The sequence below is a fragment of the Amycolatopsis sp. NPDC049159 genome (assembly GCF_040648295.1).
Classification (GTDB): domain Bacteria; phylum Actinomycetota; class Actinomycetes; order Mycobacteriales; family Pseudonocardiaceae; genus Amycolatopsis; species Amycolatopsis pretoriensis_A.
The window spans coordinates 244758-262980 of sequence record NZ_JBEZDL010000006.1 but is presented as its reverse complement, the minus strand read 5'-3'; the positions used below and the strand labels follow the sequence as shown (position 1 = coordinate 262980).

General features: G+C 73.8%; 1 protein-coding gene. It reads right to left on the bottom strand.

The window, feature by feature from the left end:
• On the bottom strand, positions 1 to 18096 hold the full coding sequence (locus AB0B33_RS14025) for an amino acid adenylation domain-containing protein (protein WP_360770889.1): 18096 nt from the start codon (positions 18094 to 18096) through the stop codon (positions 1 to 3).
• Positions 18097 to 18223: the final 127 nt, after the last annotated feature.

The window sequence follows — 18223 nt, the reverse complement described above, 5'->3', positions numbered from 1 at the left end:
TTACCTCGGGTCTCGGGTCAACAGCGCGGCGAGGCCCGCCGCGGTGGGGGTGCGGAAGAACTCGGCGATCGGGAGTTCCGTCCCGAGCCGCCCGGTGATCCGGTTGCGCAGGACCACGAGCAGCATCGAGTGACCGCCGAGGGTGAACAGGTCGTCGTCGGCGCCGACGGCGGCGACGTCCAGGACCTCCGCGAAGATCTCGCAGAGGGACTTCTCCAGGGGTGTTTCCGGGGCCCGGCCCCGGGTTCCGAACTCGGGCACCGGCAGCGCGGCCTTGTCGAGCTTCCCGTTGGGCGTCACCGGGAACGCGTCGAGCGGGACGATCGCCGCCGGCACCATGTACTCCGGCAGCGAGCGGGCCACGAACTCCCGCAGCCGCACCGGGTCCGCGGTCGACGGCGTCGTGTACGCGACCAGGCGCTTGTCCCGGTCCTCGCGGACGACGACGAGCGCCTGGGCGACGTCTTCGTGCCGGGTCAGCGCCGTCTCGATCTCCGCGGGTTCGATCCGGAAGCCGCGGATCTTGACCTGGTCGTCGGTGCGCCCGAGGTATTCGAGCTGCCCGTCCGGCCGCCAGCGCACGAGGTCACCAGTGCGGTACATGCGTTCCCCGGGCGGCCCGAACGGGTCGGCGACGAAGCGGTCCGCGGTGAGCGCGGGACGTTCGTGGTACCCGCGGGCCAGCCCGGCGCCGGCCAGGTAGAGCTCGCCCGGCACCCCGGCCGGAACCGGCGCCAGGCCGCCGTCGAGGACGTACGCGCGGGCGTTGTGCACCGGGCGGCCGACGACCGGGCGCTCGGCATCGGCGAACCGGCCGACCAGCACGTCGACGGTGGCCTCGGTCGGCCCGTAGAGGTTGTACGCCGCCGTGCCCGGCATCGACCGCAGCGTCTCCCACAACGTCTGGGACACGGCTTCCCCGCCGACACCGACGACGCCGAGGGCGCACTGCCCGTCCTCGACCACGCCCGCCTCGGCCAGCTGCGTGAAGTGCGACGGCGTGAGTTCGAGGAAGTCGAGCCCGCGTTCGCGCACCACCGCCGCCAGCCGCGCCGGGTCGCGGCGGGTTTCGTCGTCGACGACGTGCACCTCGTGCCCGTCGAGCAGCCACAGCTGCGGCTGCCAGGACGCGTCGAAGAAGAACGCCCACGCGTGCCCGACCCGCAGCCGCCGCCCGCCCGCCGCGGCGACCGCCGGGCGGTAGAGCGTCTCGCGGTGGCTGTGGAACAGGTTCACCAGGCCGGCGTGCGGGACCACGACACCCTTGGGCTTGCCCGTCGAGCCGGACGTGTAGAGCACGTACGCCGGGTTCGCGGGCGACGGCGGCTTCAAGGCCGCGCCGGTGTCCACGACGTCCTCGACGAACAGCGCACCCGGCACCGGTGACGCCAGCGCGCGGCTGGTGAGCACCAGCGCGGCGCCGGAGTCGGCGAGGATCGCGGCGATCCGGCCGGCCGGCTGGTCCGGGTCCACCGGCAGGTACGCCGCCCCCGTCTTGAACACGCCGAAGATCGCCTCGACGACGGCCGCCGACCGCGGCAGCACGAGCGCCACGACCTTCTCGGGGCCCGCTCCCCGCGACGCGAGCCACCGCGCGAGGCGGTCGGTCCGCGCGGCGAACTCCGCGAACGTGACGCTCGAATCCGCGTCGCTCAGCGCGATCGCGTCCGGCGTCGCCGCCACCTGCGCGGCCAGCCGGTCGACGACCGTCGGCGCCGACGTCGTCAGCGGGGCGCCGCTCCCCCACTCGCGCAGGATCCGGTCCCGCTCGCCGGCTTCGAGGACGTCGATCCGGCTCAGCGGCCGGTCCGGGTCCGCGACGACGGCGGTCATCAGCCGCACCAGGCGTTCGGCGAGCGTCCGGGCGGACGGCTCGTCGAAGAGGTCGAGGCTGAATTCGAGGTCGCCCTCGATGCCGTCGGGGGTTTCGACCAGGTCGAAGGACAGGTCGAACTTCGCCTGCCGCAGCCCGGTGTCCCGGTAGGCCGCGTCGAGGCCGAGCAGCCGTTCCCGCTCCCGGCCGGAGTGGTACACCGCGAGCATGACCTGGAACAGCGGGTGCCGGGCCAGTGACCGCGCCGGGTTGAGCAGCTCGACGAGGTGCTCGAACGGCAGGTCCTGGTGCGCGTACGCGGCGAGGTCGGCCTCCCGGACGCGGGCCAGGAGATCCCGGAACGTCGGGTCGCCGCCGGTGTCGGTGCGCAGCACCAGGGTGTTGACGAAGAAGCCGGCGAGGTCCTCCAGCGCGTGGTCGGTGCGGCCGGCCACCGGCGTCCCCAGCGGGATGTCGGTGCCCGCGCCGACCCGGGTCAGCAGGGCGGCCAGCGCCGCCTGCAGCACCATGAACGTGCTGGTGCCACTGACGTTCGCCAGCGCGCGCAGTCCACGGTGGACTTCCGCGGGCACGGTGAACGGCACCGCGGCCCCGCGGTTGGTCGAGCGCGCCGGGCGCGGCCGGTCGGCCGGGAGCGCCAGCTCGTCGGGCAGGCCCGCGAGGGTGTCCCGCCAGAACGCCGCCTGCCGGCCGAGCAGGCTGTCCGGGTCGTCGGCGCGGCCGAACATCTCGCGCTGCCACAGCGTGTAGTCCGCGTACTGCACCGGCAACGGCGTCCACTGTGGACGCTCACCGCGGAGCCGGGCCGCGTAGGCGGTGTCGAGGTCGCGCTTCAACGGCGGCAGCGACCAGCCGTCGCCCGCGATGTGGTGGACCAGCAGCACGAACACGTGCCGCTCCGTCCCGGCCGAGACGAGGGTCGCCCGGATCGGGATTTCGGCGTCGAGGGTGAAGCAGTACGACGCCGCCGCCGTGACGCGCTCGTCGAGGTCGGTGGCCGTTTCCGTCACGAGAGCCGGGCGGGCGCGGTCATCCGCGGGGTCGAGCACGATCTGGTGCGGGGTGCCCTGCTCTTCGACCAACAGCGTCCGCAGAACCTCGTGGCGCGCCACGACATCGCGCACTGCCGCCTCCAGCGCGCACGCGTCGACCGGCCCGGTCAGCTCCCACGCCCACGGGATGTTGTAGGTCGCGGACGGCCCGTCGAGGCGATCGAGGAACCACAGCCGTTGCTGCGCGAACGAAAGCGGCAGGACGGCCGGCCGCTCGGCCGGGACCAGCGCCGGGCGGCTGCGGCGGCCCGGGTCCAGGACTTCGGCGAGCCGGGCCGGGGTCGGCGCGTCGAACACCGCCCGGATCGGCACTTCGACGCCGAGCAGCGCGCGGATCCGGCTGACCAGGCGCGTCGCCAGCAGGGAATGCCCGCCGAGGGCGAAGAAGCCGTCGTCCGGGCCGACCGCGGGCACCCCGAGGACGTCGGCGAACAGCTCGCACAGCGCCTGCTCGGCCGGGGTCCGCGCGACGCGGCCCGAGGTCCGGACCGCCGGATCGGGCAGCGCGGCGCGGTCGAGCTTGCCGTTGGCGTTGACCGGCAGTTCCGGCAGCACGACGATCGCCGAAGGCACCGCGTACTCCGGCAGCCGCGCGGCCACTGCCGCCCGCAACGCGGCCGGGTCGCCCGACGGTGCGACGTAGGCGATGAGCCGGTTCTCGCGGGCGATCACCACCGCGCGGGCCACCGCGGTGTCCGTCGTCAGCACGGCCTCGACCTCGCCGGGCTCGACGCGGAAGCCGCGGATCTTGATCTGCTGGTCGGCGCGGCCGACGAAGTCGAGGGCGCCGTCGGGACGGCGGCGGACGACGTCGCCGGTGCGGTACATCCGCTCCCCCGGCTCGAAGGGCGACGCGACGAACCGTTCCGCGGTGAGCGCCGGACGGCCGAGGTAACCCCGGGCGAGCCCGGCGCCGGCCAGGTACAGCTCGCCGCGGACGCCCGGCGGGACCGGCCGGAGACCGGCGTCGAGGACGTACGCGCGGGTGTTCGCGACCGGCCGTCCGATGGCCACCGGGCCGCAGACCTGGGCCAGGCTGTCGCCCGCGACTTCCGAGCAGCCGTAGAGGTTGACCAGTTCCGCCGACGGCCACCGCCGCGCCACCTTCTCGGCGAGGGCCCCGGAAAGCGGTTCGCCACTGGTGATCCAGGTGGTCACCGAGGCGAACGCGTCAGCTTCGGTGTCTTCGGCGAACGTGTCGAGGAGGCTCGGCACCACGGTCAGCACCTGGGCGCCGGACGTGCGGACCAGCTCGGCGAGCGCGATCGGGTCGGTGGCCGTCGTGTCGTCGGCGAGCACCACGCTGTCGCCCGCGACGAGGCCGCCGAGCAGCTCGGTGGAGCCGTCGATGAACGTCAGCGCGCTCTTGGCCACGCGGACGCCCCGGGCGGCGTCGCGGCCCCAGTGCAGCCGGTTGGCGAGCGCCCGCTGGGTGCCGGCGACCGCCTTCGGGCGGCCGGTCGAGCCGGACGTGAAGATCACGTACGCCGGGTGGTCCGGGCTGATCGACGGCCACACCGGTGCCGGCCCGGTGTCACCCGGCCGGACCAGCCGGTCGCCGAAGCCGTCCTCGGCGATGACCAGGTGCGGCGCGGCGTCGGTGAGCATCAGCTCGACGCGCTCGGCCGGGTGGTTGAGGTCGAGGGGCAGGTAGGCGGCACCGGTCTTGAGCACCGCCAAGAGTGCGACGACCAGCTCGGCCGAGCGCGGGAGCGCGACCGCGACGACCCGCTCCGGCCCGGCACCCCGGGCGAGCAACGCCCGGGCGAGCGTCGTGGCCCGCGTGTCCAGCTCGGCGTAGGTCACGCGCTCGCCGCCGAACACCAGCGCGACGGCGTCCGGGGTCCGGCTCACCTGCGCGGCGAACAGCCCGGCGGCCGTCTCCGCGGGCAGCGGTGTCGCGGGATCGGGCGTGAGCTGGTCGTGTTCGGCGTCGGTCAGCAGGTCGACCGCGCCGATCCGGGTGTCCGGGTCGGCGACGACGGCGGTCAGCAAGGTCCGGAGCCGGGTCAGGATCGCCTCGACGCTCGCGCGGTCGAAGACGTCGCTGTTGTACTCGGCGGTGCCGCGGATCCCGGCCTGCGCGCCCGGGCTCTCGCCGACGAAGAACACCAGGTCGGCGCGCGAGGTACCGGTGCGGACCGGCTCCTCGGCGACGGTCAGCCCCGGCAGGGTCAGGTCGGCGACCGCGTTGTTCTGCCACGCCAGCATCGTCTGGAACAGCGGGTGGTACGCCAGCGAGCGCGCCGGGTTCAGCGCTTCGACCAGACGCTCGAACGGCACGTCCTGGTGGGCGTAGGCGTCGAGGCTGCGGTCCCGCACGCGGGCCACGAGGTCGCGGAACGTCGGATCGCCCCCGGTGTCCACGCGCAGCACCAGGGTGTTGACGAAGAAGCCGACGAGGTCGTCGACGGCCTGATCGGTACGCCCGGCGATGGACGTGCCGACCGGGACGTCGGTGCCCGCGCCGAGCCGGGTGAGCACCGCGGTGAGCCCGGCGTGCACGACCATGAACACGCTGGCCCCGCAGGCGCGGGCCAGGTCGACGAGTCCACTGTGGAGGCGGGCGTCCCAGCCGAAGGCGAACTGCTCACCGCGGTAGGACGCCTCCGCCGGGTGCGGCCGGTCGGTCGGCAGCTCGATGCGCTCGGGCAGGTTCGCCAGCGCGCGCCGCCAGTAGTCGAGCTGCGGTTCGATCACCGGCTCGCCCAGGACGTCCCGCTGCCACACCGTGTAGTCGGCGTACTGCACCGGCAATGGCGTCCACGGAGGAGCTTCACCGGCGTGGCGGGCGGTGTAGGCGGTGGCGAGGTCCCGCCACAGCGGCGCGGTCGACCAGCCGTCCGAGGCGATGTGGTGGAACACCAGCACGAGGACGTGTTCCCGGGCGCCCAGGCGGAGCAGTTCCGCGTGCAGCGGGATTTCGGACTCCAGCTCGAACACCGTCCGGGCCGCTTCCGACACCGCGTCGGCGAGCGTCGCGCCGGTGACTTCGCGCACCGGCAGGGGAATCGTGACGTCGTCGAGCACCCGCTGCCGGGCTTCACCCTCGACCTCGGGGAAGACCGTGCGGAGGGCTTCATGGCGTTCGACCACATCGGACAGCGCGGTGCGCAGCGCGTCGGCGTCGAGGGCGCCGGTGAGCCGCACCGCGGTCGGCATGTTGTACGTCGCCGACGGGCCTTCGAGGCGGTGCAGGAACCACAGCCGCTGCTGGGCGAACGACAGCGGCAGCACCGCCGGCCGCGGGTCGGCGCGCACCAGGGCGGGCCGGGCGGCCGAGGCGTCGGCGGCGGCGAGCAGCGCGGCGAGCCCGGCCACGGTCGGCGTCTCGAACACCGACCGCACCTGGAGTTCGACGCCGAAGACCGCGCGCAGCCGCGCGACCAGCCGGGTCGCCATCAGCGAATGCCCGCCGAGGGCGAAGAAGTCGTCGTCGACGCCGACCGCGGCCGTGTCGAGGACTTCGGCGAACAGGCCGCACAGGACTTCTTCGACCGGGGTCCGCGGCGCCCGTCCGGTGCCGGCGGCCTGCTTGTCCGGGCTCGGCAGCGCGCGGCGGTCGAGCTTGCCGGAAGCCAGCAGCGGCAGGCGGTCCAGGAGCACGAACGCGGAGGGCACCATGTACTGCGGCAGCCGGTCGCGCACGTGCGCCCGCAGCGCCGCCACCAGCGCGCTCGTGTCCCGCTGCCCGGCCGGGTGGTTGCCGAGCGCCTCGAGGGTGGCCCGGACCGGGCGGGTGCGGTGGATCCGGATCGGCGCACCGGTGGTGAACACGACCTCCAGCGTGCCTGCGTCCGCCGTGAGCGTCGCGTGGACGCGGTAGCCGTGGCGTTCGCCCAGCGCGTGCAGGGTTTCGGGGTCCACTCCGGACGGCTCGCCGTCCAAAGCGGACAGTGCGGCGTCGGCGTCCCCGCCGGCCAGCGCCGCGACGGCGGCCAGCTCACCGGACAGCCGCGCGTTCGGCACCCCGGTGACGCGCAGCCGCGCGGGCCGCTTCTCGAGCCGTTCAGCCAGCTCCTCGAGCGAAGCGAACGCGATGACGTCTTCGGCCGGCGGCGCCGGCTTCGGCGCCTTCCGCAGCACGACGTCGTAGCGGTGCCGGGTCAGCTCGTTGTGCGCGTGGCCGCGCTTGACCCACAGGTCGACGTCGTCGAACCCGTCGAGCTCCCGGCTCAGCGCCGCGAAGAAGTCCGGGTCGAGCACCAGCTCGCCTTCGCGGGCGATCGCCTGGTCGGGGGCCGCGGTGTCCCGGCGGCCGTGGCGCAGTTCGGTCGCGGTCCGGAACGCCCGCAACGAGCGCAGGTTGCGGATGTCGCCGAGGAAGACGACCCCGCCCGGCCGGACGCGCGCGGCGGCCGTGCGGATCACCTCGGCGAGGTAGCCGACGCTCGGGAAGTACTGCGCGACCGAGTTGACGATCACCGTGTCGAACGGTTCGTCGGGCAGCTCGCCCAGGTCGTGCGCCGGGCGCGCGGCCAGGTGGACCTTGCTCGCGAACGGCGTCCCGGCCAGCTCCCGCCGCAGGTTGGCGATGGCCTTCTCGGACAGGTCGACACCCCAGTACGCCTCGGCGTCCGGCGCGAGCCGGGACAGGATCAAGCCACTGCCGACGCCGATCTCCAGCACCCGCCCCAAACCCGCACTTTCACGTGAAAGTGCGGGTTTCGCGAGGGAGCGGATGCGGTCGATCGTCGCCGCGTGCCACTCGCGCATCTCGGCCAGGGGGATCTCGGTGCCGTCGTAGCTGGAGTTCCAGCCGGTGAAGTTCTCCTCCAGCCCGCCGGCCGCCGCGTCGGTGAAGACGTTCTCGTGCAGCTCACGCCACTCGCCGACGTGCTCCAGCTCCGCTTCTTCGTCGCGCCCGGCCGAGGGCACGGCGTAGGCGATGAGCCGCCCGTCCTGCGCGGTGACGACCGCCTGCCCGACCGCGGGGTGCTCGACGAGCACGGACTCGATCTCGCCCAGCTCGATCCGGTAACCGCGGATCTTGACCTGGTCGTCCGCCCGGCCCAGGAACACCAGCCGGCCGTCCGGCAGCCACTTCACCAGGTCGCCCGTGCGGTAAAGGCGTCCGCCCGAACCGAAGGGGTCCGCCACGAACCGCTCCGCCGTCAGCCCCGGCCGCCCGAGATAACCCCGCGCCAGGCCCGAGCCCGCGAGGTACAGCTCCCCCACCACGCCGGGCGGGACCGGCCGCAACCCGGCGTCGAGCACGTAGGCCCGGGTGCCGGGATCCGGGATGCCGATCGGGACGACCGTAGCGTCCGCCAGCTCGGCCGGGTCGCTCTCGCCGAGCGTGGAGTTGGTGGTGGCCTCGGTCGGGCCGTAGGCGTTGAACATCCGCCGCCCCGGCGCCCACCGCCGCACCAGCTCCGGCGACACCCGTTCCGTACCCGCGAGCAAGACGCTGTCGGTCGGCAGGTCGAGGTCCGCCGGCATGGCGTCGAGCAGCGCGGGCGGCAGGATCATGAAGTCGACGGCGTGCCGGTGCGCGTACTCGGTCAGTGCGGGCCCGGCGACCCGGCGCTCGGCCGGCACCACCACCAGGCGGCCGCCGGAGAGCAGCCCGAGGCACAGGTCCCAGAAGGCGACGTCGAAACTCGGCGACGCGAACTGCAGCACCCGGCTGTGCGGCCCGACGCCGAACCGCTCGACCTGCGTGGCAACCAGCTTCGCGACGCCGGAGTGCTGGAGCACGACGCCCTTCGGCCGCCCGGACGAGCCGGACGTGTAGATCACGTAGGCCGCGTTCTCCGGCCGCACCGGCACCCGCGGGTCCACAGTGGACGATTCGGCCAGTGCCGGGTCGTCGAGCAGGATCCGCGGCAGGCTCGCGGGCAGCTTCGCCTCGACGTCCCGGGTCGTCACCACGCAGACCGGGCCCGCGTCCTCGGTCATGAAGGCGATCCGGTCGGCCGGGTAGTCGACGTCGACCGGGAGGTAGGCGGCCCCGGCCTTGAGGACGGCCAGCTCCGCGACGATCATGTCGACCGACCGCGGCACGGCCAGCGCGACCACCCGCTCGAGGCCGGCACCGCGGGCGAGCAGCAGGTTCGCCAGCCGGTTGGCGCGCGCGTCCACCTCGGCGTAGGTGAGTTCCTCGTCCTCGAAGACGAGCGCGACCGCGTCCGGCGCGTCGGCGACGCGGCGGGCGAACATCGCGGGGAACGTCTCCGTGCCCGCCGGGTCGAGCGACCCGGCCCACTCGGTGAGCGCCCGGTCCCGCTCGTCCCCGGTGAGGAGGTCGAGCGCGCCGACCGGCCGGTCCGGCTCGGCCAGGGCCGCGCGCAGCAGCACTTCGAGGCGGCTCAGGATCGCGTCCGCGCCGGCGTGGTCGAAGACGTCGGCGTTGAACTCCAGCACGCCGTCGATCCCGGCTTCCCGTTCGGTCAGGGAGATGGCCAGGTCGAACTTCGACGTCCCGGTGGTCACCGGGATCTCCGACACGGTCAGGCCGGGCAGGGTCACCTCGGCGCGGGTGTTGTTCTGCCCGGCGATCATCACCTGGAACAGCGGGTGGTACGACAGCGACCGCGCCGGGTTCAGCACCTCGACCAGCCGCTCGAACGGCACGTCCTGGTGGGCGTACGCGTCCAGGTTGCGCTCGCGGACGCGGGCCACGAGGTCGCGGAACGACGGTTCGCCGCCGGTGTCCACACGCAGCACCAGGGTGTTGACGAAGAACCCGACGAGGTCGTCGAGCGCCTGGTCGGTGCGCCCGGCGATGGGCGAGCCGATCGGCACGTCGGTGCCCGCGCCGAGCCGGGTGAGCAGGGCGGCGAGGGCCGCGTGGACGACCATGAACACGCTGGCGCCGGACTCGCGGGCCAGCTCGGCCAACCGGGTGTGGAGCCCGGCGTCCCAGCCGAAGGTGTGCAGCTCGCCGCGGAAGGTCGCGGTCGCGGGGTGCGGCCGGTCCAGCGGCAGCTCGATCCGGTCCGGCAGGCCGTCGAGCGCGTCGCGCCAGTAGTCCAGCTGCGCGCTGAGCACGCTGTCCGGGTCGTCCTCGCGGCCGAGCAGTTCCTGTTGCCACAGCGTGTAGTCCGCGTACTGGACCGGCAGCGGAGTCCACTGTGGAGTCTCGCCGGACCGGCGGGCGGCGTAGGCGGTGGCGATGTCGCGCCACAGCGGGGCCATCGACCAGCCGTCGGAGGCGATGTGGTGGAACACCAGCGCGAACACGTGCTCGCGCGCGCCCAGGCGGAGCAGTTCCGCGCGCACCGGCACCTCGTGCTCGAGGTCGAAGGGCCCGCGGACGAGGCCGGTAAGGGCCGCGTCGAGGTCCGCGACCTCGCGCACCGGCAGGCTGACGTCTTCGGCCGGGAGGACGTCCTGGTACGGCACGCCGTCCCGCTGCGGGAAGCGGGTGCGCAGGGCTTCGTGCCGGGCGACCACGTCGGTGAGCGCCGCGCGCAGCGCTTCGACGTCGAGGTCGCCGTCGAGGCGCATGATCAGCGGCACGTTGTAGGTGGCCGACGGTCCTTCGAGGTGGTGCAGGAACCACAGCCGCTGCTGGGCGCCGGACAGCGGCACCCGCTCGGGCCGGGGCTGCCGGACCAGCGGCGGGCGGGCGGACCCGCCGGCCGTGGCCAGCACCCCGGCGAGGCCCGCGGCGGTCGGCGTCTCGAAGACCGACCGGACTTCCAGCTCGGCGTTCAGGGACGTCCGGATCCGGGCGATCAGCCGGGTGGCCAGCAGCGAATGGCCGCCGAGGGCGAAGAAGCCGTCGTCCGGGCCGACCCGCGGCAGGCCGAGGACGTCGGCGAACAGCTCGCACAGCTGCCGCTCGAGCGGCGTGCGCGGCTCGCGGTCCGACGTCGGCGCGACCGGGTCGGGCGACGGCAGGCCCCGGCGGTCGAGCTTGCCGTTGGCGGTCACCGGGAGCGCGTCGAGGACGACGATCGCCGAGGGCACCATGTGCTCCGGCAGCCGTTCGGCGGCCAGCGCCCGCAGGTCCGCGGACAGCGTGCTGACGCGGCGGAACCGGCCGGGGTTGCCGGTGTAGGACAGCAGCGGGCCGGGGCCGGGCCGGAACGCACCGGCGGTCTCGCCGGTCGTGAACACGACGTCGACGGATCCGTCGCCCTCGGCGGACCAGGTGACCACCGTGCGGTAGCCGTGCGCGTCGCCGAACGCGTACCAGTCTTCAGGGTCCACCCCGCCCGCTGCGGTGCGGCCGTTCGGAACGCGTTCGATCCGGCTCGGGCCGGCAACCTCGTCCACGCTGGAGAGATCGGTACCCCACGCGAGCGCCGGGACCTCGGGGACCTCCACCGAACCGCGGCGCAGCACCACGTCGTAGCGGTACTGGGTCAGCTCGTTGACCGCCCGGCCGCGCTTGACCCGGATGTCCGCGGCGACCCCGTCGAGCCCGGCGAAGAACTCGGGCGCGACGAGGAGCTCCTTCTCCCGCAGGAGGTTCTGCTCGACGTCACCCCCGCGCGCTTCGGCCACCGCCGTGTGGAACGCCCGGACCTGACGCAGGTCGCGGACGTCGCCGACGAACAGCGCCCCGCCCGGGGCGAGCAGGTCCAGTGCCTTCCGGACGACGTCCAGGAGGTAGGTCCCGCTCGGGAAGTACTGGACGACGGAGTTGAGCACGATGGTGTCGAAGAATCCGGACGGCAGCCCGGTGACGTCGGCGGCATCTCCGGTGCGCAGCTCGACGCGCCCGGCGAGCGCCGGGTCGGCCGCGACCCGGGCGCCCAGGGAAGCGATGACCTCGGCGGAGAAGTCCGTGCCCCAGTAGGACTCGCAGTCCGGAGCCAGCTCGGTCAGCACCAGGCCGGTGCCGACGCCGATCTCCAGCACGCGCTTCGGCTTCAGCGACCGGATCCGCGTGACGATCGCGTCGCGCCACTCCCGCATCTCGGCCCGCGGAATCGGCTCGCCGGTGTAGCTGGAGTTCCAGCCTTCGAATTCGTCGGCTGCGCTCGCGTACATCGAGTCGTACAGCTCGCGCCACTCGCCGACCTGCTCGGTCTCGTCCCCAGGGGACAGGTCGGCGGGCACGACGTACCCGACCAGGCGGACGTCGCCGGGGCGGTCTTCGCGGGCCACGACCACCGCGTGGGCGACGTCGTCGTGCGCGGACAGCGTCGCGGCGATCTCGCCGGGCTCGACGCGGAAGCCGCGGATCTTGACCTGCTCGTCGCCGCGGCCGAGGAACTCGAGGACGCCGTCGGCGCGGAAGCGGGCCAGGTCGCCGGTGCGGTACATCCGGGCGCCGGGCGCGCCGAACGGGTCGGCGACGAACCGCTCCGCGGTGAGCCCGGGCCGGCCGAGGTAGCCGCGGGCGAGCTGGACCCCGGCGAGGTACAGCTCACCGGGGGTGCCGGGCGGGACCGGGCGCAGGGCGGCGTCGAGCACGTAGGTCCGCGTGTTCCACACCGGACGTCCGATCGGGACGGTGACGTCCACAGTGGACGTCCGCCAGGCCGTGACGTCGACCGAGGCTTCGGTGGGGCCGTAGAGGTTGTGCAGTTCGGCGTCGAGCACCCGGCCGAACTGCGCGACGGCGTCCGGCGGCAGCGCCTCGCCACTGCAGAGGACCCGGCGCAGGCTCGTGCACTCCCCCGCCGCCGGTTCCTGCAGGAAGACCTGGAGCATCGACGGGACGAAGTGGACGGTCGTGATCCCGCGGTCGCGGATCAGCCGGGCCAGGTAGGCGGGGTCCTTGTGCCCGTCGGGCCGCGCGAGGACCTCCGTGGCGCCGGTGAGCAGCGGCCAGAGGAACTCCCACACCGAGACGTCGAAGCTGGACGGCGTCTTCTGCAGCACGCGGTCGTCGCCGGTGAGGCCGTACTCGCCCTGCATCCACAGCAGCCGGTTGACGATCCCCGCGTGCGGGACGACGACGCCCTTGGGGCGGCCGGTCGACCCGGACGTGTAGATGACGTACGCCGGGTTGCCCGGCCGGAGCACGACATCGAGCGGCGTGTCCGGGGCGTCGGCGAGGGTGCCGGGGTCGTCGAGCAGGAGCGCGCCCGGGACGGCGGTCTCCTCGACGGCCAGCACCAGGGCCGGGGCCGCGTCTTCGAGCATGAACGCGATGCGGTCGGCCGGGTAGCCCGGGTCGAGCGGCAGGTAGGCCGCGCCCGTCTTGAGCACGGCGAGGATCGCCGTCACCAGGTGTGTCGAGCGCGGCAGCGCGAGGGCGACCACGCGTTCCGGCCCGGCGCCCCGCGCGGCCAGCACGTGGGCGAGGCGGTTCGAGACGGCGTCCAGCTCGGCGTAGCTGAGCTCTTCCTCCTCGAAGACCAGCGCGGGGTGGTCCGGCGTGCGGGCGGCCTGCGCCGCGAACAGCTCGGGCACGGTCACCGCGGGCACGTCCCCGGCCGCGCCCGACCAGGTCGCTTCGAGACCGTCGCGCTCGGCCGGCGTGAGCACGTCGAGCGCCCCGAGGCGGCGGTCCGGGGCCGAGACGACCTGGCGGAGCAGGACCTCCAGCCGGTCGAGGAGGCCGGTCACGGTGGCCAGGTCGAACACCTCGGCGTTGAACTCGGCCTGGCCGTGCAGCCCGTCGGCGCGTTCGGTGAAGGAGAACCACAGGTCGAACTTGGCCGTCCCGGTGCCGACCGGCTGCTCGGTGACGGTCAGCCCGGGCAGCTCGACGCCGCTGCCGGGCGTGTTCTGCCAGGCGAGCATGGTCTGGAACAGCGGGTGGTGCGCCAGCGACCGCGCCGGGTTCAGCACCTCGACCAGCCGCTCGAACGGCACGTCCTGGTGGGCGTAGGCGTCCAGGCTGCGCTCGCGCACCCGCGCGACGAGGTCGCGGAAGGACGGGTCGCCGCCGGTGTCCACGCGCAGGACCAAGGTGTTGACGAAGAACCCGACCAGGTCGTCGAGCGCCGGGTCGGTGCGGCCCGCGATCGGGGTGCCGATCGGGATGTCCGTGCCGCCGCCGAGGCGGGACAGCAGCGCGGTCAGGCCCGCGTGCACGACCATGAACGGGCTCGCGCCGCACGCCCGTGCGAGGTCGGCGAGCCCGGCCTGGAGCCCGGCGTCCCAGGCGAAGGTGAAGAACCCGCCGCGGTAGGCGGAGACGGCCGGGTGCGGGCGGTCGAGCGGGAGGGTGATCCGCTCGGGCAGGCCGTCGAGGGCGCCGCGCCAGTAGTCGAGCTGGGTGCTTTCTTCGGCCGCGAGGAGTTCGCGTTGCCAGAGCGTGTAGTCCGCGTACTGCACCGGCAGCGGTGTCCACCCGGGAGTGTCGCCGCGGAGCCGGGCGCGGTACGCCGTGGCGATGTCCTGCCAGAGCGGCGAAAGCGACCAGCCGTCGGCGGCGATGTGGTGCACCACCAGGACCAGCACGTGCCGGCGCGGGCCGGCGCTCAGCAGCTCCGCGCGGACGGGCACGCCGGCGCCGAGGTCGAACACCCCGCGCACGAGGGAGTCCACTGCGGAATCCACATCGGACACTGCGCGCACGGTCAGTTCGACCGTGCCTTCGGGCAGGACCTCCTGGTACGGAACCCCGTCGGTGACGGGGAAGGTCGTGCGCAAGGCTTCGTGCCGGGCGAGGACGTCGTTCAGCGCCCAGCGCAGCGCGTCGACGTCCAGCTCGCCGGACAGGCGCATGACGAGCGGGACGTTGTAGGTCGCGGACCCGCCTTCGAGTCCGTGCAGGAACCACAGCCGCTGCTGCGCGAACGACAGCGGCAGCCGCTCGGGCCGCTCGGTGACGCGGGTGAGCGGACGGCGTTCGGACCCGGTGACGGCCCCGGCGAGGAGTTCGGCGAGGGCGGCCGGGGTCGGCGCGTCGAACACCGCGCGCACCGGCACCTCGGCGCCGACGGCCGCGCGGATGCGCTGGATCAGCCGGGTGGCCAGCAGGGAATGCCCGCCGAGGGCGAAGAAGTCGTCGTCCGGGCCGGCCTGCGGCACGCCGAGGACGTCGGCGAACATCTCGCACAGCAGCTGCTCGACGGGGTTGCGCGGCGCCCGGCCCGGCCCGGCGGTGAACCGCTCGGCGCTCGGCAGCGCCTTGCGGTCGAGCTTCCCCGACGCCAGCACCGGCAGCTTGTCCAGCACGACGAACGCCGACGGCACCATGTACAGCGGCAGCCGGTCCCGCACGTGCGCGCGCAGCGACGCCACGAACGCACCGGTCTCCCGCCGCGCCGCGGGGTTGTTGGCGTACGACCCGGGCGCACCACTCCAGCGTCCCGGCCGGTAGGCGGTGCCGTCCTCCCCCCTCGAGAAGACGGCTTCCAGCTCGCCGGCTTCGGCGGCCCAGGTCACCGCGACCCGGTAGCCCGCGGCGTCGCCGAGCCGGTGCAGGGCTTCCGGGTCGACGCCGTCGCGCCCGTCGAGGGCTTCGTGGGCGGCCGCCGGGGTGCCTGCGTCGAGGGCGCGGACCGCGGCCAGCTCGCCGGACAGCCGCGCGTCCGGGACGCCGGTGACGCGCAGCCGCTCCGGTGCCTCCGCCGCCAGGAACCGTTCGACCGCACCGAGATCGCCGAACGCGACGACCTGCTCTTCGGCCGGCTCCGGCCGGGAACCCCGGCGCAGCACGACGTCGTAGCGGTGCCGGGTCAGCTCGTTGTGCGCGTGGCCGCGCTTGACCCACAGGTCGACGTCGTCGAACCCGTCGAGACCGCGGGCCAGCGCCGGGAAGAAGTCCGGGTCGAGCACCAGCTCGCCCTCGCGCGCGATGGCCTGGTCGACCGCGGCGACGTCGCCCCGGCCGTGCCGCAGCTCGACGGCGGTGCGGAACGCCCGCAGTGAACGCAGGTTCCGGATGTCGCCGAGGAAGATCGTCCCGCCGGGCTCCAGAACACCGGCCGCGGTCTTCACCACCTCGGTGAGGTAATCGGCGCTCGGGAAGTACTGCGCGACGGAGTTGATGATCACCGTGTCGAACGGCTCGCCGGGCAGCTCGCCGAGGTCGTGCGCCGGACGCGCGGCCAGGTGGACCTTGCCCGCGAACGGTGTCGCCGCGACCTCGCGCCGGACGTTCTCGATCGCGCTCTCGGAAAGGTCGACGCCCCAGTACTCCTCGGCGTCCGGCGCGATCCGCGAGAGGATGAGCCCGCTGCCGACGCCGATCTCCAGCACCCGCTTCGGTTCGAGGGACCGGATCCGCTCGATCGTCGCCGCGTGCCACTCCCGCATCTCGGCGAGGGGGATGTCCGAACCGTCGTAGCTGGAGTTCCAGCCGGCGAAGTTCTCCTCGATGCCCTGGGAACCGGCGAGCATCTCTTCGTGGACGTCGTGCCATTCGTCGACGTGGCCCTGCTCGGCCGCCTGGTCGCGGTCGGGCACCGGCACGGCGTAGGCGATCAGCCGGCCGTCCTGCGCGACGACGACCGACTGCCCGACGCGCGGGTGTTCGGCGAGGACGGACTCGATCTCGCCCAGCTCGATCCGGTAACCGCGGATCTTCACCTGGTCGTCCGCCCGGCCCAGGAACACCAGCCGGCCGTCCGGCAACCACTTCACCAGGTCACCCGTGCGGTAAAGGCGTCCGCCCGAACCGAACGGGTCCGCCACGAACCGCTCCGCCGTCAGCCCCGGCCGCCCGAGATAACCCCGCGCCAGCCCCGGACCCGCGAGGTACAGCTCGCCCACGACGCCGACCGGGACCGGCGCGAGGTGCGCGTCGAGGACGTAGGCACGGGTGCCCGGGTCGGGGACGCCGATCGGCACGGCCGAGCCGGGCGCGATCTCCGGGTCGCAGAGCCCGAGCGTCGAGTTGGTCGTGGCCTCGGTCGGCCCGTAGGCGTTGAACATCCGCCGCCCCGGCGCCCACCGCCGCACCAGCTCCGGCGACACGCGCTCGGTGCCCGCGAGCAGGACGCTGTCCCGCGGCAGATCGCAATCCTCCGGGAACTCGGCGAGCAGAGCCGGCGGCAGGATCATGAAGTCGACGCCCTTGGCGTGGGCGTACTCGGCCAGCTCGGGGCCGGGCACCCGCCGCTCGGCCGGGACGACGACCAGCCGGCCGCCCGAGAGCAGCCCGAGGCACAGGTCCCAGAACGCGACGTCGAAACTCGGCGACGCGAACTGCAGCACCCGGCTGTGCGGCCCGATGCCGAACCGCTCGGTCTGCGTCGCCACCAGCTTCGCCACGCCCGCGTGGGAAACCACGACCCCCTTGGGCCGCCCGGTCGACCCCGACGTGTAGATGACGTAGGCCGCGTTCGCCGGGACGATCCGCGCGGCCGGGCCGGTGGCCGGGACGCCGGTCAGGTCCGTCTCGTCGAGGAGCAGGACGTCACCGTCGAAGCGGCCGGCGAGGTCGCTGGTGGTCACCACGCACACCGGGCGGGCGTCGGCGACCATGAAGGCGATCCGCTCGGCCGGGTAGTCCTGGTCCAGCGGCAGGTAGGCGGCACCGGCCTTGAGCACCGCCAGCTCGGCCACGATCATGTCGAGCGAACGCGGGACGGCGAGGGCGACGACTCGTTCCGGCCCGGCGCCGCGGCCGACGAGGACGTGGGCGAGCCGGTTGGCGCGCGCGTCCAGCTCGGCGTAGGTCAGCTCTTCGTCTTCGAAGACGAGGGCGACGGCGCCGGGGGTCTCCCGGGCCCGGGCGGCGAACAGCTCCGGCAGGGTCGAGAGCGGCTCGGCGAGGTCCGTGTCGTTCCACCCGGCCAGGATCCGGTGCAGCTCCGGCGCGGACATCAGGGCGAGCCGCTCCACCGGCCACTGTGGACGTTCCGCCGCTTCGGCGAGGAGGTGGCCGAGGTGGTCGAGCATCCGGTCCACAGTGGACTCGTCGAGCACGTCGGGGCGGTAGCGCAGGCCGCCGGTGGTCAGGTTCAGGTCGAGCGGCAGGTCGGTCCCGGCGTGGAAGCCGACGTTGACGAGCAGCGAGCCACCCCTCCCGGGCTCCGGCTCGAGCTCGGTGACCAGGTCGGCGAACGGCACCTCGTGCGCCAGCGCCTCTTCCCGCGCCGCACGCACGCGCGCGACGACGTCGGCGAATCCGGGCGAGCCACCGAGATCCACCCGCAGCGGCACCAGCGCGCCGATCCCGAGCAGGAGGTCGGTGGTTCCCGCGTACCGGGACAGCAGCACCGTGAACGCGGCGAGGAGCGTCAGCTCGTCCGTTTCGGGCAACGGCCGGGTGCGCGTCACCGCGGCGACGGGCTCGGCGGGGTACGGCCGGTCGACCGGCAGCGCCAGCTCCTTCGGCGCCGAGGCGAGGCGATCACGCCAGAAACCGAGCCTCGACACCTGCTGCACAGCGTCACCGTTGCTCACCGGTAGACCAGCCTCCCGCTGCTCGCGGCGCCTCCGACGAGGCGCGAACTTAGGCGACCCTAACAAACGGATGGTGAGGATGCACTCCTGTACCATCGGTTAGCCTTACCTAAAATGAGTACCAGTC